The following is a 22,142-nucleotide window of genomic DNA, read 5'->3' as shown; positions in this document are numbered from 1 at the left end:
ACTATGCTTTAAGCGTTTGTAAATCCTAAAATAAACTTAAAAATACCCGCTTCGCGACGAATTAAACTTCTCAAGCCTAATGCTAAAAATCTGGGCTCTTTATGCAGCCCTTTTTTATAGGTATCTTCGATTTTTACAGCGTCCTCATTATCTGTACGAAACTGACGAACAACTAATGATTGCAGTTTATGGACGAATTCAAGGGTAAGTTTGAATTCGTCGGTGTTGTCTTTAACCTTACCCAATGCCGTTTCAAAAGATTCTCTATGAATGTTCACCGGGATTTTTGTTTGGATACCATTCAAGTCGGCCTGTTTGACGGCAAACGAAAACAGCCTTTCATAGAAATAAACCACATAAGGACTAATCGACAAGCGGAATAAGTTATCGCAGTGATTTTCAATGATCAGGTCAGTACCTTTAAACAAACCAGCCAGACTTATCAGCTCTGTTTGCAAAGCAAAGTTGCGTTTTACCTCAATCCAGCCAAAAGGATGAAAATTAATATTTTCCTCAACGGTTGCAAATTCAAAGCCACGTAAGTGCGAGGCTAAGCCCAATAGAATCGCTAATTGTCGTTCAGTTAAATTTATCTCCAACGGCTTTTCTTTACCCAGCACGCCTGCCAGCAACGGCATCTGATGATCGATAGGCAAGGTCAATCCGTACTTTGGCGGCTGAAACAAATAACGGCTGGCAAAACTGTCCGGCAAAGCCATTAACTCGGTTGCAAGTGCCGAACTATCATCAGAAAAATCATTTACCAATGCCTTGATATACGGGATTTTTCCGTCAATTGTCTCGCCCCGCACCATATCTTCTATCGAAAACCAGGCCAAACGGTCGTCGGATTTGATTTTCTGGTGCAAGAAAAGATAGCCCTCCAGCGTTAAGTCAATATAGAAAATTTCCAGATAATATTCAGTCAACGCATGATTGGGCGCAGCGCCTTGAACTTGCCGATAAGGCTTCAAAGTGCGCCAGGGTTTGAATGTGTAATGCAAGTCAAAGACTAAGCCTGCTTCTTCCCGTAACTCCCGTTTCAGGGTAAACGTTAAGGCATTCTTGATTAACCCGGAATTGGGCGATTGCAATTCTCTAATTAACGAAACCTTGCCACCGATTGGTACATCATTTTGGTTAGCCCGGCCGCCGATTAACCCATAGTCGCCTGCTGATTTATCATGGCGTTTTTGTGTGTCTTCGCGCTGGTAAAACAAAACCTTGCCATCCAGTTTTATAATGCTCCAGGCGACGTAACAGTAACGGATTGGTTGAGCGTCGTTGCCGGCGTGATTCTCCAGCCGGACGTTTTCGACAATCCTCAGCACATCGCGTTGCTGATTCTTTTTATCGCTTGAAATGCCTTGAGTATTCCAGAAATTAGCAGCAAAAAAACGCGATTGGCTGTCGCACATTGTCGTTAGCACCGATGTTGCCATTAATTGTGCGGGAAAAGAGACAAAACACCATTCGCCTTCTAACAGAAGATCGGCCTTTAGTACTGACAAGCTATCCAACAGACACTCGCAAAGCAACACCGTGTTTTCGGCGATACCCACATCAATATCGTGCTGCTTGCACAGCGTCTCAATCAAACTACCTCGCTTAACACCATAAAAATCGCCTTCCTCTTCGGCGTAACGCGGCATTGCGGTAATCAGGGTTTTAATAAGGTTTCTGGTCATAAGTGATTCAAGGGGGCTTGCGACTCATCGCGTTGTTATTTAGCGTGTACTTCCACATCGATAATCGCTTCCGCCAGTAGATGGGGATGATTATGTAAAGTCGTTTGATTCGGAGTTTCTTGCAACAAGGCCAATACCTAGGATTTTTAGCGGGAATGTCTGCGTATTGCTCTGATTAATAGGCCCAGCGTGCCATCAGCCGGAATGCTCAGACTTTTGGCGGCAAGACGCGCAGCTGTGTCATCGGTCAACAGCAGGCAATCGCCGAACTCAACGCACAAATGCAAAGCTTCTTGTTCAACGATATGCAAGGTGTAGAGTGGCTTCAGCGCCTTGACCAATGGGGAAGACATTAGCGGGCTTTGCCGAGCAAACAGCGTTGGTAATGATGCCATTGCCTGCGGACGATGACGCTGCAGTTTCAGCAAACCGCTTCGGGTACAATAACCTTGCCAAAATCGGCCAGAATATCGAGACAAGCCAATTCATCCAGATGAATGAGTAGTCCCGCGTCGGCAAAGACGACCGGGCTAATCTTGACCACGCAGGCCCCACGCGTATGAAACGCTCATTCATCGTTTCAAGATGCGATTCCAGATAACGGCGCATGGATTCGGCAATCAATTCGTCCATATTGGCGACCCAGCCTTGCTGAATCATGTATTGCGCTTGTTGCCAGAGTTGATCGGGGATTTCATTTTTTACGGTGGTCATGATGGTTATGACTCTGCAAAGCTACGATTGTAAATATGACTGGCAAATTTTAGTAAAAACTCAGGCTGAGCGTAATCAAAAAAAGAAAATGTATAGTGCTTTGATATGTAAACTTGATTTGGATTGCGATTATTTTCTAGGGCTATATCTTTTTTTTCATCATGTTCTGAAGTCAAAAACCAAAATGAGTGATAAAGTCCGGTAATAAAAAAATCATCGCCTTTAGCTTTTAATTTACCTTTATCATTTTGTAAATCATGCAGTATGTTATGAACCTGAATTCCCTTGGTCTTGGTCTTGGTCTTGGTCTTTTCATTAAAGTATGAAACATAGTGCTTAACCAGCGGAATACGCTTTTCTTTAACGATTAGTTCAGCCTGTTTAAACGCTTCGCTTTCCTCGCTTTTATTGAACAACAAAAACAGATTTTTTTCATAGCCCTTTGCTTCATTGCCTAAATCAAAAATTGCCCGCATATTGCAAATGAATAAATAAGCAACGTCATGTTCATTCAGATTATTAAAAATAGCAGTGGAATTATGGGTTATCCAATTACGAGTCATTTTCATTATCCATGAAAATGCAAGCGTTATTTGGTTATCATCTATTCTTTTAGGCTCAACCGATTCCTCCCATTCGTGCGCTAACGTTCTGATAAAGAGTTTATACAATGCGGCTTTGTTACTGGGTTCACGCAATGGTAAAAAGTTTTCTAAAACATCCAAATAATCATCTGCATCCAAGAAAGCTGGCTTTTTATCATCCTTGCTGAATTTGTCAAAACGTAAACTTTCCTTTAATGCTTTTAAATATCGACAACCTTCAATAACCCCTCGCCTTAAAATCGCATAATCAGATTCTCGTTCTTTAATCCATTGCCTTAACTTCACATACTCAGGATCGCTTTTTTCAAAGCCTACGACTTCTGGAATATAAATGTCATCGCATTGTTTTTTAAAACCGCTAAAAGAATTCTTTTCTCCGGTCATAAAACACATCTTTTCAGCGGGAAACCCTAAATGCACCAAGTCATTAAAAATATAAAAACCGGCATTGATATGAAATTTTTGTTTTTCTTGCGAATCGTTGGGGATAAGCAAGTCAAAATCGACATTATTATCCAAGCGAATGTCGATAATTACTACGTCAACTTTTCTGGCTAACTGGTTGTTTGCCTTAAAATCAACATAATCAAAATAATGACGGCACAAAAAGACGCAATGCAAAGCCGAATTTTCTTTACAAAAATTTTCCAAATCACTGGGTTTACTTAATAAACTCAGCTCATCTTCATCCCAGTTGTCAAAACTGATTAAGTCCTGAAACATCAGGTTTAATGTGGCTTTGCCTCGGTCAAATCCTCCCCCAAAATCTTCAATCCATAAGATATTCATACTTCCCCGTCAAATAAGGCTTTATTTAAAATTAACTCCGCTATAAAAAGCTGATCTTCGCTTTTACAATTAAATTGTGCTTGGTCGCCTAATAGTTCAACCAATCGCTTGATAAATGCCAAGCCTTTGTGGGTTCCGGCTAAGTTGCTGGTCGCATTGGCTTTGCAATGATTTTTAACCGAGAACGCATAGTTGCCTTGCTCTGCCAACTGCCAGCTAATTTGAATGCGGTTCTCACCATCCCAATATTTTAAAGCGTTTAAAATAAGCTCAGAGGTGATGGCAAACAACAAAGAAAAGCGGATTTGATTAACGCCAAAATTTAGCTTATCGCAGTCTACTATAGACACATCAATTGCCGAAATATGCTTAAGCGTCCAGGCATAGAATACATTAACACCTTGACTGTCGACATTAAGCGGCAAAACTTCTTCAATAAAAGACTTGCGCGTTGCCTTTATTAACGCCGTTTCCGGGTTATCAAGCAGCTTTCTTAACTCGCTGGTATCGCTCATAAAAATGATGCGGTTTAGCGATTGCCGTAAGGACGAAGCAATCACCAACCTAAGCGTTGCTTCCCCCGTGTGATCTTTTTGCCAGGATTGTTTAAACTCTTGCGGGTCGCTGATCGACTGCTTAAAGGTGTCAATCAAGCAATCGGTCAAGGATAGCGTGGAAAACAATGAAGCAATTTTGTTGATCGCTTGATAGTGCTTGGTGTCTTTTTCGTAGACCTCGCCACCTAACAAATGAATGACTTGTCTAAGCGATTCCGGCGCAGTGGCGAGGGCATTACGCATGGTGTGGGTAAAGAAAGAGAGCATTTCTTTTTCTTTTTCATGTATAGCACGATATGCTTTTTCCTTTTCCTTAATTTCTAATTCAAGTTGTTGGTTTTTTTCTTCTAATTGCTCGGCCAGTACAATAGCGGTTAAGCAAGTGTCTTTATAATCTTTTTCAGAATCATAGGCATCGCTATATACTTCTGCAATAGCTTGTTTTGCCAAATCAAAGTTTTTCATCTTAATTTGACAGTTAAGCCATTGATAAATTATTTTTCCTTGTGAACCGCCGACTTGTTCGTACCAATAAGCAGCTTGGCTATAATCCTGTTCAACTCCATACCCATAGTAGTAACAATTTCCTAAGCAAAGTTGAGCATCCGAATTATGATTTTCTGCGGCTTGTTTATACGACTTAAATGCTTTGACATCATCCTTTTCAACTCCATATCCATATCGATAACAATTGCCTATGTCATATTGAACAAATGGTTCTTGTTCAGCGGCTTTGCCGTACCACTTAAACGCTTCTACATAGTCTTGCTTAACATCTTCAAGTCCATATTGGTAAATACGCCCTAACCACCATTGACTATTAGCATCGCCTTGTTCAGCTAATCGTTTGCACTTTTCAAAATGTGGTTCTATAACGGTTATTTCGTTGTTTGTAGTCATTAATTCGACCTAACCTGTGTGCTTGATAAGTTTAAGTTTCGCCATGGAGCATCCTTCGTCATTTTTTTAAAAACGGCTTCAGGTAATCTTTTCATGTCAGTATTCTCGATGATTTACGCTTGATTCGTTTGGTCAAATATCCTGTCGTAATCACTGTGCTATCGTGATTATCATTTTATGTTCATCTATAAATAGAAATTACCTGATTTTGAAGCTGCTGGTATTCCGCCATGAATCCGCTTTCACAACATGGTGTGTAGTATGAGATAAATTGCCAGCAATGTAATGGGAGAACTGTGGGAGTTTTTGGGTAGTATCGAGAACAATTTAACGTACTGAAGTGTATCGGGATAATCTATTTTATGTAGAAGAAGGTTTGGTGACTAAAGCTAATTGATATTTTGCCGGACTGTCATTTGGAATCTTGCACCCAGCTACACAATAGGTAAGGTAATCCTCATGCTTTGGCTGGTAATGTTAGTTGGGTCCCCAGAACGACTGTCCGCTATGCCTGGTGAACCAGTCTGTCAGTTATTAGGAGCCGATGACCGCTGTGGGTCGGTTTAACTCAGTGACGAACGGCCGCTTTCAGGTATCGGAATTCAATGGCAGCTTTCCGGCGATCAATCTGAAGAGCGGATGGTCGCCAGACGGCAGTTTGAAAACAAGCCGTTGGATTCGAGAGACTCAACGGCTTTTCACTGTTCTACCGCAGAAATGGCGATGCTATCTGTAATTGTTAGTTGCCCCACTAGACTTCCAGATCGATGAACTCGGACTACTCCCTATCTTCCCATAAACGATTGGCTTTCTCGATTAACTGATTTCGAAGCTGTAATTGATAGTCCGAAATTAAGTTGTCCTTTTCAATTTGATCAAAATAATCCTGCAAATCGATTAACATCCTAAAATAATCTACAAAGCCAGGTATTATTTCAAAGATGCAATCGCAAATTCCATCGACAGATGTTATTTCTCTTTTTAGGTTATATACATACTCTTGAATCAAATAACAGCCATCATCTATCGGCTCAATACTTAAACTGAAACTTTCATAATCAAGATGCTTCTCAACAAGCTCCGCTATATCAACTGAACATGGTCCTGATTGCTCGCCTAGATCGATTACCTCATATGTTAATTCATTGACAGAATAACGCATCCAATACGTTTGATAGGCATTCATTGGCAGGCCTATGCTATATTGATCGCCTAAAATAGCCCTATGCCTTTCAATTTTAACAATTTTAATATTAGGTTCAGAGTTCTCAGTGTGAACGGTGTTTCTGCTCAGTAATTTCTCTTCGTTTACATCAACAGGCCATCCATTGACATAAAATATTCTGTTAATGTATCTAATATATAATTTTTATTTTTTACAGACATTGAATATCAACAAAGTATATATGGCTGGTACCAGTGGTTTACTTGGAGACAGGCTATTAATTATCCCGATTTGATCAGTTTTGGTTGTGTAGACTGCCAACACGACGCGATTTGCTCGCGATGTAATGTTGACATAGTAGATGGTCGAGCCGTGACTCTGCAAGGTTGATTTCCCGAACCTCAGTTCCATTTGCATGAAGGCTAACCCAGGCCGACCATGAATGCTTGCCATTGAAGGCAATACCTAACGGACTGCATAGTCGTGTTATCGGGATACGTGTATCACTCCCAGTTGCCGACTATCTTGTCCATCACCCAACTGGTTCTCGCTGCCGTTTCGCCGTTTGACGGCGATCGACCTAGGCCGCGCAACTCGGCAACGATAGCGCTGATCAAATGCAACTGAATGTTTTCCGGTTTCGGCGGCAGGTATTCGGTCAATGCGCGGCCATCGTCAACCACGATAGGCGTGAATGCGAATGTCGAAAAGCGGATGAAGCCTTTGGTGCCAAAGATCTCCACTGTATCGGCTCGGCCCGATTCGGGGGCTACGAATGACCAAAAGCCCGAGCCGATCACGCCGCTTTCGAACTGGAAAGACGCCGCAACCGTATCCTCGGCGGTATAAAGCCCCCCGCGATTTTCGCAGCAACCTTGAGTGTTCGAGATCGGCCCCAAAATGAAATCCAGTACGTCCAAGGTATGGCAGGCCAGGTCGAAAAAATAGCCGCCACCAGCGATCTCCGGCCGTACTCGCCATGGCAGGTTGTCGGTATTGAAATCGGCGGCACGCGGCGATTGGGTCAGCCTGATATTGACCGCCAGGATGGTACCGACTGCCTCAGTATCGACCAACGCTTTAACTTGCAGAAAATACGGTAGCGAGCGGCGATAGTAAGCCACAAACAATGGCAAGCCTGCGGCACTGGCTGCCTGATTCATCGCCAGGCAGTCCGCATAATGGCAAGCCATCGGCTTCTCGACATAGACCGGCTTGCTGGCGCGCAAGGCTTTGATGGCATATTCGGCATGGGTCGACGGCGGCGTCGCCACATAAATGGCGTTGACTTCGGTGTCGTCGATTAACGCATCCGCGTCGGCATACCACTTGGGTACTCCGTGACGTACCGCGTAATCACGGGCCTTACCGGCATCACGACGCATCACCGCGACCAGCCGTGACTGTTCCACTTTGTTAAACGCCGGCGCGCTTTTCTTTTCGGTCACCGCGCCGCAACCGATCACACCCCAACGGACTTCGTCGAGCTTAAGTGTCACGTCTGATTGAATTGATAGTAGTTTGTCGCCAACATGCCAGGCACTAACTACAATTGACTCACGGCGAACGTCACTCCGGATATTCGGGGTAACGCGGCAAGCTATCGCCATCGCACGACCAGTCGGCACGCGAATCCCAAAAGATGCGCGCCTGCGGCTTGATCGGCGGTTCGTCGTCCAATGACCCGGCGGGAATCACGACGCCGTCGATTTCCGGAACGAATCGCGCAACCGAACTGCCGCATTCGCTGCAAAACTGACGGGCAAACCGTTTGGCTTCAGGGACCTTAAAGCGCTTTAGCAACGATTCGCCTTCAGTAAAGGCCAATGTGGCATTCGATAGGAATAAATTGGTCGCGTGCCCGGTTCCTGAAGACTTTCTGCACCGCGTACAATGGCAGTGATAAAAACGCTGAGGATCGCCGCTGACTTCGTATTGAACAGCACCGCATAGACAACCGCCTTTTAGCGTGATTTGAGACATAGCAACTCCTGTGATTCGAATCGACCGGAAGAAATTTCGGATACCACTCGCCGGCGAAGTCGTGTAATGAGCCGACCGGAAATGATTTTAGCTCGTCGATCGCACGCTGCATAGAATCTGGCGAGCGCCCGTATACGATAAGATTACGCCTGTAGAGGGTGGCGATTGTCGCAGTCGACCCTAACCGGCCTGTAACGTTTCTCCAAAGCGGCCAGTCGGCAAAATACAGATATTTGGAACGGACGGCTACAAAGCAGTCTTTGGCGACTGCATCCAACGGCCATAAGCGGTCATAGAAAATTTTGTCACAAATTTGTAGATAGACCAGTGATAAACTCCAAAGCTGCCTCTCGTTCAAACTACACAAAGCCTTCAAAACTTCGGTTTACAACCAAAGCGACATTAACCTCAAAAAAGGATTTTCCTTATGCCATCCTCACGAGTCATCCGAAGATTAAAGATTACTCTTTTTTTCAATTCATATTTGATTGCTTCTTGGGCATCGGCGACGTTACCGGATATCAAGACTTATTGGCCAAAGTCGGAGGAAGCTCTTCAATTAGAGGCTTACTCACGAACTTCTACGGAGATGGAGTCGCTTGCGAAAAACGGGGATCCCGAGTCCCAGTATCAGATGGCTGTTCTGTATCGTGAAGGTAAAGGTGTAAGCAAAGATTTTGGAAACATGGCGACTTGGTTAACAAAAGCCGCCGCCCAAGGGCATAAGATTGCTAGGTTTGATTTGGCAACAGCCTACCAGCTTGGGGAAGGTATGCCGAAAGACGTGAACGAAGCATTAAAACGTTTCCGTGAGTTGGCGACAGAAGGAATGCTGGATGCAAAAATTCGTTTAGGGTTGCTTTTATCCAATGGCACAGTTGTTCCAGCAGATGTCGAAGAAGCTAAACGTTGGCTGCTGGAGGCTGCTGCTAGTGGTAATCCGACCGTAAAAACGGAAGTTGGCAAGATGTTCAATTTTGGTCAAGGCTTGACCAAGGATTACGCTCAGGCACTACGCCTATATCGGGAGGCTGCTGAGCAGGGAAATACGACAGCCATGAACAATTTAGGGGTGATGTACAAAAAAGGCGAAGGGGTTTCAAAAGATTTCGAAGAAGCGGTACGATGGTATCGTCGCTCGGCGGAAAAAGGGGATATGGACGGCCAAATGAACCTGGGCTATGCCTACATGAAGGGAGAAGGTATTAAGCAGGATTCGACCCTAGCAGTCGAATGGACGCGCAAGTCCGCCGGCCAAGGTTTTGCAGCAGCCGAAAATAATATGGGCAATTTTTACGCAAATGGCATGGGTGTACGTCAAAATTTCCCTGAGGCGGTTAAATGGTTTCGCAAGGCGGCTGATAAAGGCTACGCCGATGCATTCGTTATGCTTGCATTAGCGGCTAATCAAGGCGGCAAAGCGACCGCAAAAGAAGTTCAAGAATCCATGGCTCTTTTGCGCCAAGCCACAGATCAAGGTTATCCGAAAGCCTTTTATGTGATGGGACTAGTTTACCGCGATGGCGCGGCCGGGGTTCCCAAGAACCTTTCAGAAGCGGCAAAATGGTTTCAAAAAGCAGCCGATCTCGAATTTCCCGAGGCCTTTTTGGACTTAGGGGGAATGAATGAAATGGGTTGGGGCATAAAGCAAGATTTTGTTCAAGCAGCCCGTTTTTACCGGAAGGCCGCCGAATCTGGAAATGCCCAAGGCCAATACCAGCTATCGATCCTTTTGTTTAACGGCAAGGGTGTGCCCAAAAATCCCCAAGAGGGTTTGGCTTGGCTAAGCAAGTCGGCGGAACAAGGTTTTCCTAAAGCACAAAAGGATATGGGATATATCTATTTCTATGGCTCAGGAATAACCAAAGATACCGTAGAAGCTGCCAAATGGTTTGGGAAATTAGCAGATAACGGACAGGCGGATGGTTATTTCGGGTTGGGCTTGATTTTCTTTGAACAGGGTCAACGGGATGCAACAAAATACGGGGAAGCCGCCAAGTGGATCCGTAGCGCTGCGGAGAAAAAACACCCTACGGCACAAAACTACTTGGCCGTGATGTATGCCAACGGCTTAGGTATCGAGCGCGACCAAGACAAAGCGATCAGTTGGTTTCGAAAAGCGGCGGAACAAGACGAGGTTGCGGCCGAATATAGTCTTGGGCACATTTACGAAGATGGATTGGGTGTTCCAATTGATCACAAGATAGCATTGGAATGGTATCGAAAATCCGCTAACCACGGATATCAACCTGCTGCTAAGAAAGCCAGAATGCTGGAGATGCAGCAATAAATTGCGATTATAGATGCTTAACGTCATGTGTTTTGCTAAGTCCTTGAACGTCTGCTTTGGAAGGAGTTGAGATCAATCGAAAAGCCCTTCTAATATTCTGGATGACCGGTTTGGGTCGGTTTTCCCCCCTCAACTAGGCAAAAAAATAATCGTTCTCTATTGATCGTGTCGTCTTCGGCTCGACCAATAGCTGTTTATCAAAGTCGACTTCTGATGACCAGTTAAGGTAGAAAAAATTGCTCCTTTAACGCCGGGCTCTGCGGCAAATTGGCCAGCGCAACGGAAAATTTTTCCAACAGCAGCCCCTTGTTATAAGCCATTGCTTGTTTTCTTGCGAAGCGCCTTTGGCAAAATAGCATCAATCTCTTCATCGCTAAAAGTTAGTTCTTCAAGTTTCTTTAGTGCTTTCGTAGCTTCTTTATAAGCTTTTGCAATAGTTCTTGGAGAGCCTCGATATATTTTTAGTAATTTTTCTTGAAGAGCATCCCTGCGCTTTCTCATTTCATCGTCCTCTGCGTGACCAGACCTTATGTCCGTTAAAAGAGAGAGATAAGATTCCCTAATATCCCATAAATCCACAGCCGCGTCGGCATGTTTCTGGGCTAAGCCACCGAGATCATATTGCTTCACATAAGTATTCAAAACGGTAAGAAAAAATGAAAGTACCGCAGAAAGAATGCCTATTTCCTTACACTCACCAAACACGGCAACCATAATCCCGGTTGTTGTTATTGCAGAAAGAATGATCTGCCAGAGCTTTATGCAGTTGAGCCGTGTATTTAATATGTCAGAACATTTTTCATGTGTTTTGTGTGACCATGCAACACGACCGAAACACTCTCTTATTTGCTCCTCTAATACATTAGGAAGGGAATTTTGTTCCATAAATCTCTCGCCATTTCTGATTTGCTGAATACGGCATTTTATCTGCTTCGTACTTTAGTGCCTCGTTAGCTATGTTATAGCAACGAAGCGCTTTGTATTCGAAAGCCCCTTTGCGCCATACGTATTGGGAGCTTCCCGGTGCAAGCCAATAATTTTTATTTGGATCTTGATTCTTTAGATATTCAAAAAAACCACGTGTCATCCAATCATAGTAAATATATGATTTGTCCCTGTATTCCCACTGTTTCATAAAGTTATACGCAAGCGTATCGATCAGAAGGCCTCCCATAGGGACATCCCAAGTGTCTTTCCATGCTCGCGCCATTCGGCATAGCCGCTTGAGATTTTTATTCCATAGATTATTCGCGCTTGTGATCTCTGTTATTTCCTCGCGCGGCTTGGTTACCTTCCACGAGCCACCATTATTGCTATCTGGATAGGTATAGCTTGAACCATCTTTGTTAATGAACCCAGGAACAATTTCGTAGCATATTCCGTCTTGGAAATTTAGCTTTACTACTTGCCCGTCTCCACTCACATGAGTGGTGGAGTAGGTTTTCTTGATTGAATCCTTTACTGCCTGGATAAGTGCAGACTGGCCATTCCCTTTGTATTTGTCATATTTCTCATACTCGGAATATGGGAGCTCGACAATCATATCTATATCGCTGACATGAATATCCGTTCCTCTACCATATGAACCGACAAATAAACTGTACCTCGTATCAGAGTCAATTCCTCTGAAGTCCGAATTAACGGCTACCCACTTAACCCGGGACAAAACCGAACGCCCGTTGCACAGATCTGTATCATGAGTTAATGACTAAAAAAACAAAACGACACAGGGAATCCGTGCAACGAACCGTTCGATTATCAATGAACTGGTTGGCCGTAGCAAGAAAAGTCTTCGACAATTGGCGGTACTGGTCAATCGATCTAAAAGTAGCGTCCATCGGCATCAACAAGCGCAAGCCCGGCGCAATCGCCATCCTGAATCCGCCCTGTGGGAAACCGAGGCGGGCGAAGCTTGGCTGAAATTATTGATAGTGGCGGTTCTGTATAGCTTTGGCATGGAGTGCCATGTCGGGGCGGACAAGCTATCGCGCTTTTTCAAGCTGATTCGCATTAACACGCATGTCGGCGTTTCGCCCTCGGCCTTGCGCCAACAATTGAGCCGGATGGAAAATTTGTTGCCCTTGTTTCAGCAACAGTGCGAAAAAGAGGCCTCGACTCAAGCGCGTTCAGCCGTCGTCGCCATGGATGAAACCTTTTTTGGCGATTTTCTAATTCTGGTGCTGATGGACTTGTCGTCCGGGTATTTGATTCTGGAAGACATCGGCCATGACCGCCGCTTCGATACGTGGTTTGAGAAAGCGATACCGCGCCTGAAAGAGTTGGGCATTGATGTCAACCATGCCGTCAGCGACCGGGCCAAGGCCTTAATCAAACTGGCGATCACCGGGTTTGACTGTCAATCCGGCGCCGATGTTTTTCATGCCCAGCAGGATGTCAGCAAATGGTTGGGCACAACGCTGGGCAGGCGGCACGAACAGGCGAAGACACAACTGGAAACGGCTGAGGCGCTGGTGCAAAAGAAACCGGACAACAACCTCGCCGAGTTAGTGCAGCTCGTTGATGCAGAACGCGCCTATCAACAGATACAGGAAACACGCGCCGATTATCACGAAAATCTGGCGGGTATTGCCGAAGAGGTCCATCCCTTTTCGTTGCAAAGCCAGCAAATCAACCGGGCGGAACAGGTGGCTTTCGGGCTGGAAAAACGGGCTCAAGCGTTTGAAAAAATCGCGCAATCCCAAGCGATTGCCGACTTGAAACAGACCCTGAATAAGTTTCGCAATCAAATTAATGATCTGGCGACCAATGTAGAATCCTGGTGGCTGTGGGTCATGGAAATTCTAACGGGCCTTTCGGTGGATGAGGCCACGCAAACCTGGTTGATTCAGACCCTGCTGCCAACGGTGTACTGGCATCAGCAACGACACAAAACACAAAATCCCAGGCAACGCGAAAAATACCGTCAGGCCTGGCAGCAAGCCGTGCAGAATTTACAGGCTGATGCTTTCACGGCAACACTGCCGGAAAACGAATTGCAACGCTGGTTGGAATGGGCGGAGTGGATGGCGCGAAACTTTCATCGGAGTTCGTCCGCTGTCGAGGGCCGAAATGGCTATCTGTCGCAGATGGTCCACAATGGTCGTGGGTTGACCGAAAAACGCCTGCGGGCATTGACGGTGCTTCATAACTACGGCCTCAAACGGGCTGATGGAACAACGGCGGCAATGCGTTTATTTGACCAAACGTTTCCTGATTTGTTTTCATGGTTGGTGGTTGAAATGGGCGTACTTCCGCTGCCAAGAAAAGGCAGAGAACGGGTCGCTCGTAACCCATTGTTTTTGGAAGCTGTCCCGGGTTAAGTTGGAAGCCGAATTAACTCTCTTGGTAATCTGCTTTGCTCTATAACGAACATTCGAGACAGTAGTATCGCTCATACGTAAAGCGGTACAAAAATTTGAGAACTTATCACTGATGCTCAAATAGCACTCCTTGCTTATAACGCCAAAGCCAACCCTTGAAAGATTGGTTATATATTTTTGGTCAAAGCTACCTGATGATTTAATAACCCAAGTCCGGTGGCTCATGTTCACTGACAGATTCACGGAAGGGGAAATAATGCCTACCACAGCTGGGACATACAACCGAGATTTTCGGATCAGGCTTCACGAAATTGGTAGGGTATTTTTCTCCGCACTTAGGACAGAAAGCGGCGAAGGTAGCGTTCTCCGAAAATTCATTCATGACTTTCCTACTATAGAGAACATGGTTTTCGAGGCTCGGATGTATAGTTATTATCAAGGCCTGCATATTTTGTACACTAGGCGTACTCTTTACGTCAATCTTCTTCTGAAACCCTTGAAGTTCTAAACGGGAGAACATGCATTTTTGACATGATAACTGCGTCTAGATAACTTCAACGAGTGAGCTACTAAAGACAAATGCTTCAGGATTTTTAAATGTCTGCTCTTCATGAACTTGCCGCCATTCGGAAAATTTATCGATAGACCGCTCAGGGGCGCCTGGCGACCGTCCACTCTTCAGATTCATCGCCGGAAAGCTGTCATTCAATTCCGATACCTGAAAGCGGCCGTTCGTCACTGTGTCCAACCGACCCTAAGCCGCCAAATATGATTAATTTGAAATGACATGAAAAGACAAATAAGCTGTCATTCAAAATTTAGTCGCCATTAGTGCTTGCATAATCGCACTTTTTGACGCAAACATGCCTATCGCTAATCGGACCTTCGCGGACTGGCCGGGAGGTATACGGAAATTTTTTATTAACTAAGCTCTGATCTAACAAAGTCAACAACCACTATTTAAGAATCTGCATGACAACTAGTAATAGAGTGAAAGAACGCATTGGGATCAATGCAGTGTCTCGTACCGTTGAGGTCGCGTGGGAAAGCGGTTGGCAAGAGTACGATGCTGCAAATGACGACGCAATTGATGGTGTTATCTTGTTACGCAAAGGACGTATTAATCCAGCTGACACAGGCGGGCTTGTTTTTGTTCAGGTCAAGTGTGGAGGTAACGGATACAGGCAAGATCAACAACAGTATCCCAATCACCTTTGTATTGCGTTGGGTGCAGGATATATCGCCAAGCATAGGGAGCGTTGGCACCGTGTACCTGGCCCCGCCGTGCTCATCTTCGTTGACGACACTAAGGACAAAATGAATCCACCTGCTTGGTGGGTTGATTTACGCGATCCAACCTCCTATTCGCCTACTAACGCCGGAATCATTCTGATACCCAAATCGCAACGATTCGCACATCACACTAAAGGGACGTTTCACCGTCTTTGCGGAACAGGAACCCATGATCGTAGACTGGAGAGTTACATACTGACGCGGGAGGAAACTGTGTTGCCGCGGCTTGGCAAAAGCGAGTCCTTACGAGCCGATGCTTGGGCCTTCTACAAGGCTTGGCGCGATGACTTGAATGCCAGGGAAAATCCGGCTCTTGGACGGGTATTGGTTAACCGAGTTGGATGGAAGCATATCACTCGTCACGGTCGCCTTCCAGAACGCATAGTTCAGTCATGGCTGTTGCTTGGTGCAGCGAAGAAGCTGGTCTTATGCTCGACAGATGTCTACAACTTAGGTCACGCTAAACGAATAACATACGAAGATGGGAACTCTGTTACAGAGGACTACCTCGGCCTGCGCGCAACCGTCACATTCCCTTACCGCCATCATTCTGTGGTTCAAGTAGTTCTGAAACGAAGTCGCCTAGTAGCACCAGTCCACAATTGGCAAGAGCGCGAAAAGATCTGGTTTTATTCTGTCTATGAACTTCGCCGTGGAACACTTCAGGCTATGTGATTTGTGCGGTCGCCTTACCACAGCCGGACAAGACTTGAGCGGAAACTCGGTTAAGAAGGCCGATACGCCATTACTCTTCGAGGGCAATGGGGCTAACCGCACGTCAGTAATATATCGGAATAGAATCTTCGCTACAAGTATTGGGATGTCCAGACATTACAACTCTAATCTCCCGTTTAACTCCAATCCCTGCATTTTAATCTTATTAGTTGTACCGGCTCACCTAAGCTACTGTACTTCCTTATGACTCTACCAAATGATCTATTGAATGTAACGCAAGCACTTATCGAGCAACTTGTTGCCGATCAGACGCGCGAAAATGTAGGGTGGGCAATGCTTTTCTGCCCACCAATCGAAGGCAACTGCTTTAAATCCGCGTGGGCACAAAAAGCGTGCCCACCCTACCGGGCTGGGACGGTCAGTCAATAAAGGGAGCATTTGCGAGTGGTTTTATCCGTCGCGAAGCTGGAAGTCACTTCCTTTACACGTGCTGGCATGTTGTAACCGGTTTCGACATGCACGACCTTGGCGGTAACGGACATCGCCTCCAACCAACTTTTGCACAAAACTAGCTATTGCGCTTAGCACCAACCCCACCATGTTTTGCACAAAAAAGCTCAGAATAAAAAGTTGGGTTGTGCAGATTTCAAACCTTAGAATGCAAATAGCCGATTATAAAAACCAAAGGAATAGCTAGTGGCATCAATCAGACCTTCAGCATTCAATCTACAGGAACGTGAGGACGGCGGCCCTTTTTTGCTCATTGAGGATGCTGAGCTCGAAGAGGGAGGTACTAACGTTTTCTATACGGACATACCGGCCGCACAGCGTAAGCCAGATTCTCCAATGGCTAAACTGCTTAATGTATGCTCTGATCAATTGACTATTTGGCCACTCAATATCCGCAATGATCGTGATGATTTTCTATGGCCCAAGTACGGCAATCTTGAACGCATTGTTATCACTCGCCCCGTAATTGAACCTTATCCATTACCTACGACAACCGACGATGTTGTGGAATTGCTTAAGCTTTTGCCTGATGGCTTCTCAAAGGACTTTCGATTTGGTTTGGGTCTACTCTGGGAATACCGGCATATCTGTGAAACCATTGCTGGCTTGGATGGGGTAACTGTTTTGTTAGTTCATGGAGGAAACGGAGATGATGATGCCAATATTAATCCACCTTTCTTTACCCTCGGTATAAGAAGATTTCATGAACTTAGAAAGGAATTAAACCGTATCGCTTCCCGCTATCAACGTTATGCACGCAAGGACAAGGTATTTCATACTTACCAGACCTTATTAAATGCTGCGGATCCAGTGAAGTTTCCTACTCTCAAAAAGAAGCTAACTCCTGACGCAATTTCAGAAATGACCAATGGAGGACGCGATCGCGTAACACTTTCCAAGCGTGATCGGCAGGCCGCCGTTCGTATGGTACAAGATAATGTGCAAGTGTTGGCCGAAGCTGAGCCAAATACACTTCTGGCGTTGAAAAGCGAGATCGAGCTTGTCACATTAAAGCAGTTGATTGAGCGCTATAAAAAAATGCTTGAGCAAGGACTCTCAGAAAGCAAGTGGCAGAATTTTTTCATGGGAAATCCCTTCATACTTAGCCTTGCCTTTGCCATACCAACCATGATGGTTCAGGGGCAGGCTTATGCTGGTGGTAAACGGCTAAATGGCAGCGGCTCAAAAGTTGCTGATTTCGTATACGCATCTGCTTCTACAGGTAATCTGGGGCTTATTGAGATAAAGAAACCCGAAGCAGAGTTACTTGGCAAAACTCCTTACCGGGGTGATGATGTATACGGACCCTCAACAGACTTAGGCGGGGCGATTGCTCAAGTTCTTGATCAGCGTTTCAAATTGCAGAGCGAACTGCCGGTTATGAAAAACAACATGAATCGTTACGATATTCACTCTTATGCGGTGCGATGTTTCGTTATTGCAGGCATCATGCCTAAAGAGCACCAGCAAAAAAAATCATTTGAGCTGCTTAGGAATTCTTTGTCTGACGTCGTAATCGTTACTTTCGATGAGCTTCTAGAGCGACTTACAGAAATTCAGAAAGCCCTACAACCCTTGGGATACGATGAAGAGGTGCCGTTCTGACAACTATTGAAAATATGTAAAATCAAGGGAATAAGTTTTAACTTAACTTGATCTGACAGTGACAAACAGATTTCACGCATAGGGTCAGTTTCCATATTCCAACATAACGGATCTTCACGACCAAATAGCAGGCGGCTATAGGTCAATCATCGGACGTTTGCCAAAAAAACCTTCCGTCCGCAACTGGCCGATCTCGACAAGTACAGCGTAACAATAGTCACGTATTTTCGTTCAACCTAGCCGCCAAATGCGTGATCCTGCGCTGTGATTGCTGATTCTTGACAGCCATCGCCAGCGCTTTGGGCTGGGCAATCACGACTACTAATTGTTTTCCACGCGTGACGCCGGTATACAGCAGATTACGTTCCAGCAGCATAAAGTGCTGCATGGCCATAGGAATGACCACCACCGGATATTCGGAGCCTTGCGATTTGTGCACGCTGGTTGCATAAGCCAGTGTAATTTCGTCCAGATCGCTGAATTCGTAGTCGACCTCCCGATCGTCGAATAAAATCTTGACTTGGTTTTCCTCAAGATCAATACTTTTGATCACGCCAATGTCGCCATTGAAGACTTCCTTGTCGTAGTTGTTAATCCGCTGAATGACTTTATCGCCCGGCGCATAGGTATTGCCGAAACGGGTAATCTTCGGTTCGCTGTGTCCGTTTAACCGAGCTTGCAATTCGATGTTCAACGACCGCGCACCCAAACCACCGCGATTCATGGGCGTCAGAATTTGCACATCGTTGACCGGATGAAATTTGAAACGCTGCGGAATCCGTTCGAGGACGACTTGCATCAATTTAGCGAAAATCTCCTCAGGTGTTTCGGCGTACAGGCAATAAAAATCGCTAAGAGCTTCAGTCTTATCCACCACCGGCATTTGCCCGTGGTTAATCCGGTGAGCATTAGTGATGATTTTGGAAGTACTGGCCTGGCGGAAAATTTCGGTCAGACGCACGGTGGCAATTTGCCCGGATTCGATGATGTCAGCCAGCACAGATCCGGGGCCGACCGAAGGTAATTGATCAACATCACCGACGATTAAAACCCCGGCCTCTGTCGGGATGGCTTTTAACAGCTGATTCATCAAAACAACATCCATCATCGACGACTCATCAATCACCAAGCAATCGAGGTCTAGCGGGTTTTCGTCGTTATGCTTGAACGCGAACTGCGTCGGATCGAACTCCAGTAGACGATGCACCGTTTTTGCTTCCATGCCGGTCGATTCAGTTAACCGTTTTGCCGCTCGCCCCGTCGGCGCACACAAACCAATCCGAACGCGTTTGGCTTTGAGAACCTTGAGCAGACTGTTGACCAGCGTGGTTTTGCCAACACCGGGACCGCCAGTGATCACCGAGACTTTATGCTGGAGTACCAATCGAACAGCGACAGATTGCGACTGCGACAATGTCATGCCGGTTTGCTCTTCCACCCAGGGAATGGCTTTATCCGCGTCAATCGCACCCCATGGCGCATCACCTTGATTCAATCGATTTAGGTTGGCGGCACAGCCTATTTCAGCGCGATGCAAAGGCGTCAGAAAAATGAATTCGTCGCTGCCATCGATTTCGGCGATCAAATTGCCTTCGGTTAATTCCGCCGCGATCGCTTCGTGGATAATCGGCGGAGGAATTTCCAGTAGTTTCACCGCCATTTCGCACAGATTGCTCCGAATAGCGGCGCAGTGACCTTCGCCAGACCATTCCTGCAAGACATGTCGGACACCCGCTTGGGCACGCAATAGGGATTGCGGGCCGATGCCGAGCCTCTGTGCCAGCGTATCAGCCGTTTTAAAGCCGATGCCATGAATATCCAATGCCAGACGATACGGATTTTCTCGCACTTTTTCGATGGCCTGATCACCGTAGGTTTTGTATATTCGCACCGAACGCGATGTGCCGACGCCATGAGATTGCAGAAAAACCATGATCTCCCGAATCACTTTCTGTTCCGCCCAAGCACGGGTCACACGTTCCTGGCGTTTCTTACCAATTCCCGGTAATTCCAACAGACGCTCGGGTGTCTGCTCAATCACATCGAACACCTGCTCACCGAAGGCTTTGACCAGCTTCTTGGCAAAATGGGGGCCGATGCCTTTGACCATGCCGGAACCCAGGTATTTTTCGATGCCATCCAACGTGGTCGGCGGCACGATTTTTAAGGAGATGGTTTTGAATTGCTGGCCATGTTGGCGATCGTTAACCCAGCACCCCAGGCATTCGATGTATTCACCCGCCGTGACACTGGCGGCCGAACCGATCACGGTAATCAGTTCACGATTACCTTTGACCTTGACCCGCAACACGCAAAATCCCGAGGCCTCGCTATGAAACGTGACACGTTCGATGGAGCCGTGCAGTTTTTCGACGGGATTTTCCGCATGCGCTGGCGCAGCCTGTAGCGTCATGGGCTACTAAACCTCGTCATGTTCGATAAACAAGGACGCTTGCGAGAGATTCGACTCATAGGACGTGCCATCAATGACAGGAAACAAACGTGAATAAGGCACCAGCCAAGTATGCTGCTCACTGATCTTGATAGTGGCCGTTTGGGGTTCAGCCGGATGACTTCGCCGAACAGTTCGTGGTTGTCCCGGCCCCTGAATCCTACGCGTGTACCGACTTGCAATGCACTTTTGGGAATCCCGGTCGTATGCGGTTTGGGTTGAAGCGCCGTATCAACGTCATCCAGATTGAGGTAATAAAACGGGATGTTCCAATTTTTTTGGTCTTTGACGTTTCTCACCAGGCAACGGGTCTTTTGAATCTTCAAGATAACGGCATCGATCAAGCCGTTGGCTTGCGGGTCGAAATAGCTAATCGATTGGCCGGCTTTCAATTGCGCATTCACCTGTTCTACCCGAACCGGATTGATGAGTTCCTGATAAATGGCAGACTGTAGTCGATGTAAATCAAACAGTGATGCTTTATTGAGCGCTTCAAGAATTGCAGTGTAGTCCATTGCTGACGTCCCCCGTTAACGGTTTTACCGTGATATTACCGGCTTTTATATCGCCAAAATAGTGCCAGGCATCGGGTAACATACGGAGCCGCCTCGTTTTTTCGCTTCTCGGTTTCACGCAGGTTATACGGCGCGACCGAACGGTACCCAGTCCGCTATACTGGGTTGGCGGACAGAACATCTACCAGGACGATTAATCCAAACAGAATCTATGGACTTTATAAAACTATGCGTGGGCGAACGCTTCGAACATGACATGCCTGAAGAAGGCATGAGTATTGTTCTGGCTAATGGCGCGCCGTTATTGACTTTTAATTTTTCAGTTTCGCCGGGCGAAATCCAAGCCTTTCTGAATGGCACCGCCTCGTTCGCGTTATTTGCCGAACAAAACCATCTGTTCTTTTTGTTTAAAATCGAAGGCTTTCTGGATTGGTCGGACTTGGCGTTTACCATCCATCTAGCCGGTGACGAAACCATTGATGCAGGTGAAGCCTACTTGCCGTTTAATCTGGTCTTGGTCGAACCGGATACCAAAATTGTTAAAGGCCTGCGCATGGTGACCGTTTCACAGGAGTTCAGGTCAAGACTGGCTGAATTGATCCGAAAACAAGCGTCAGAGCCGTTTGATACCATGACTTACTATCGTGGCATTGGCGGCCTTTATGATAAATACCCCACCGCGAGCGACTTACTCAAACAGGCCGTGATCATCGAACAAGGCGGCAAGACACTGCCGATAACGCATACCCGATAATGACTAAATCCCAACTCATCGAACACATCAGCCTTAAATTGCCCCATTTACAGCAACGCGATGTCGAAATGGCGATCAACATCACCATCGAGGTGATGACCCAGCATTTGGCACAAGGCCAGCGTATTGAAATTCGTGGTTTCGGTGGCTTCTCGGGGATTCAACGAGCCGCCCGGATGGGGCGTAACCCCAAGACAGGCGAACAAGTGAGCTTGCCCATTCGGCATTCCACCCATTTCAAGCCGGGACTGGATTTACGTGAGCGAGTCGAACGTTCGAGAGCAGCGGTACCCATAAATGGTGATTAGACAAATCTCCTTGCGTGAG

At 46.1% G+C, this 22,142-nt stretch carries 17 protein-coding genes; 6 read left to right on the top strand and 11 right to left on the bottom strand.

From position 1 onward, the window contains the following. Positions 1-8 precede the first annotated feature (8 nt). The 7 genes from QZJ86_RS19710 to QZJ86_RS19680 all read right to left on the bottom strand — a co-directional run bounded on the left by QZJ86_RS19710 (position 9) and on the right by QZJ86_RS19680 (position 8,401). Positions 9-1,688 (bottom strand): NUDIX hydrolase, encoded by a 1,680-nt coding sequence (locus tag QZJ86_RS19710; protein WP_301672230.1) that lies wholly within the window; start codon positions 1,686-1,688, stop codon positions 9-11. Between the two features lie 297 nt (positions 1,689-1,985). Then, positions 1,986-2,402, bottom strand: a complete 417-nt coding sequence (locus tag QZJ86_RS19705; RefSeq protein WP_301672229.1) for a hypothetical protein — start codon at positions 2,400-2,402, stop codon at positions 1,986-1,988. Between the two features lie 5 nt (positions 2,403-2,407). Beyond that, positions 2,408-3,796, bottom strand: a complete 1,389-nt coding sequence (locus QZJ86_RS19700) for a hypothetical protein (protein WP_301672228.1) — start codon at positions 3,794-3,796, stop codon at positions 2,408-2,410. After that, positions 3,793-5,253, bottom strand: a complete 1,461-nt coding sequence (locus QZJ86_RS19695) for a hypothetical protein (RefSeq protein ID WP_301672227.1) — start codon at positions 5,251-5,253, stop codon at positions 3,793-3,795. Before QZJ86_RS19695 ends, QZJ86_RS19700 begins: the two co-directional genes overlap by 4 nt. Before the next feature lie 778 nt (positions 5,254-6,031). Further along, positions 6,032-6,439 (bottom strand): hypothetical protein, encoded by a 408-nt coding sequence (locus QZJ86_RS19690; protein WP_301672226.1) that lies wholly within the window; start codon positions 6,437-6,439, stop codon positions 6,032-6,034. Positions 6,440-6,921: 482 nt separating this feature from the next. Then, positions 6,922-7,917: a Gfo/Idh/MocA family protein gene (locus QZJ86_RS19685; RefSeq protein WP_301672225.1), complete on the bottom strand. Its 996-nt coding sequence runs from the start codon at positions 7,915-7,917 to the stop codon at positions 6,922-6,924. Positions 7,918-7,987: 70 nt separating this feature from the next. Next, on the bottom strand, positions 7,988-8,401 hold the full coding sequence (locus QZJ86_RS19680; protein ID WP_301672224.1) for a GFA family protein: 414 nt from the start codon (positions 8,399-8,401) through the stop codon (positions 7,988-7,990). A gap of 427 nt (positions 8,402-8,828) precedes the next feature. On the opposite strand from QZJ86_RS19680, the gene QZJ86_RS19675 reads away from it, so the two are divergent. Continuing rightward, positions 8,829-10,691, top strand: a complete 1,863-nt coding sequence (locus tag QZJ86_RS19675) for a tetratricopeptide repeat protein (RefSeq protein ID WP_301672223.1) — start codon at positions 8,829-8,831, stop codon at positions 10,689-10,691. Positions 10,692-11,000: 309 nt separating this feature from the next. Here the strand turns inward: QZJ86_RS19675 and QZJ86_RS19670 are convergent, their stop codons facing one another. Continuing rightward, a complete protein-coding gene (locus tag QZJ86_RS19670) occupies positions 11,001-11,576 on the bottom strand; it encodes an SLATT domain-containing protein (protein WP_301672222.1) in 576 nt (191 codons plus the stop codon). Further along, positions 11,554-12,357, bottom strand: coding sequence for an SMODS domain-containing nucleotidyltransferase (locus tag QZJ86_RS19665; protein WP_301672221.1), 804 nt, complete (start codon positions 12,355-12,357; stop codon positions 11,554-11,556). The genes QZJ86_RS19670 and QZJ86_RS19665 overlap by 23 nt, the downstream gene beginning before the upstream one ends. Before the next feature lie 475 nt (positions 12,358-12,832). Here QZJ86_RS19665 and QZJ86_RS19660 point away from each other — a divergent pair, with 475 nt between their 5' ends. The 3 genes from QZJ86_RS19660 to QZJ86_RS19650 all read left to right on the top strand — a co-directional run bounded on the left by QZJ86_RS19660 (position 12,833) and on the right by QZJ86_RS19650 (position 18,094). Beyond that, positions 12,833-14,011, top strand: coding sequence for a DUF6399 domain-containing protein (locus QZJ86_RS19660; protein ID WP_301672220.1), 1,179 nt, complete (start codon positions 12,833-12,835; stop codon positions 14,009-14,011). Positions 14,012-14,983: 972 nt separating this feature from the next. After that, positions 14,984-15,979: a DUF4365 domain-containing protein gene (locus QZJ86_RS19655; RefSeq protein WP_301672219.1), complete on the top strand. Its 996-nt coding sequence runs from the start codon at positions 14,984-14,986 to the stop codon at positions 15,977-15,979. Positions 15,980-16,675: 696 nt separating this feature from the next. Beyond that, positions 16,676-18,094 carry a Shedu immune nuclease family protein gene (locus tag QZJ86_RS19650; RefSeq protein ID WP_301672218.1) on the top strand — a complete coding sequence of 473 codons (1,419 nt, stop codon included), beginning with the start codon at positions 16,676-16,678 and terminating at the stop codon, positions 18,092-18,094. A gap of 217 nt (positions 18,095-18,311) precedes the next feature. On the opposite strand, the gene recD2 is transcribed toward QZJ86_RS19650, so the two are convergent. Continuing rightward, positions 18,312-20,507, bottom strand: a complete 2,196-nt coding sequence (recD2, locus tag QZJ86_RS19645) for an SF1B family DNA helicase RecD2 (protein ID WP_301672217.1) — start codon at positions 20,505-20,507, stop codon at positions 18,312-18,314. Next, entirely contained in the window at positions 20,504-21,061 is a 558-nt protein-coding gene (locus QZJ86_RS19640; protein ID WP_301672216.1) for a hypothetical protein, read from the bottom strand. Before QZJ86_RS19640 ends, recD2 begins: the two co-directional genes overlap by 4 nt. Before the next feature lie 211 nt (positions 21,062-21,272). On the opposite strand from QZJ86_RS19640, the gene QZJ86_RS19635 reads away from it, so the two are divergent. Together QZJ86_RS19635 and QZJ86_RS19630 are read left to right on the top strand one after the other, a co-directional pair. Beyond that, the gene (locus tag QZJ86_RS19635; protein WP_301672215.1) at positions 21,273-21,815 is read left to right on the top strand and encodes a hypothetical protein; all 543 of its coding nucleotides are present in this window, start codon (positions 21,273-21,275) and stop codon (positions 21,813-21,815) included. Continuing rightward, positions 21,815-22,123 (top strand): integration host factor subunit beta, encoded by a 309-nt coding sequence (locus QZJ86_RS19630; protein WP_301672214.1) that lies wholly within the window; start codon positions 21,815-21,817, stop codon positions 22,121-22,123. The genes QZJ86_RS19635 and QZJ86_RS19630 overlap by 1 nt, the downstream gene beginning before the upstream one ends. Positions 22,124-22,142 lie beyond the last annotated feature (19 nt).

The organism is Methylomonas montana (assembly GCF_030490285.1).
Taxonomy (GTDB): Bacteria; Pseudomonadota; Gammaproteobacteria; order Methylococcales; family Methylomonadaceae; genus Methylomonas; species Methylomonas montana.
The sequence above is the reverse complement of the archived record's forward strand: the minus strand, read 5'-3'. Positions and strand labels throughout refer to the sequence as shown.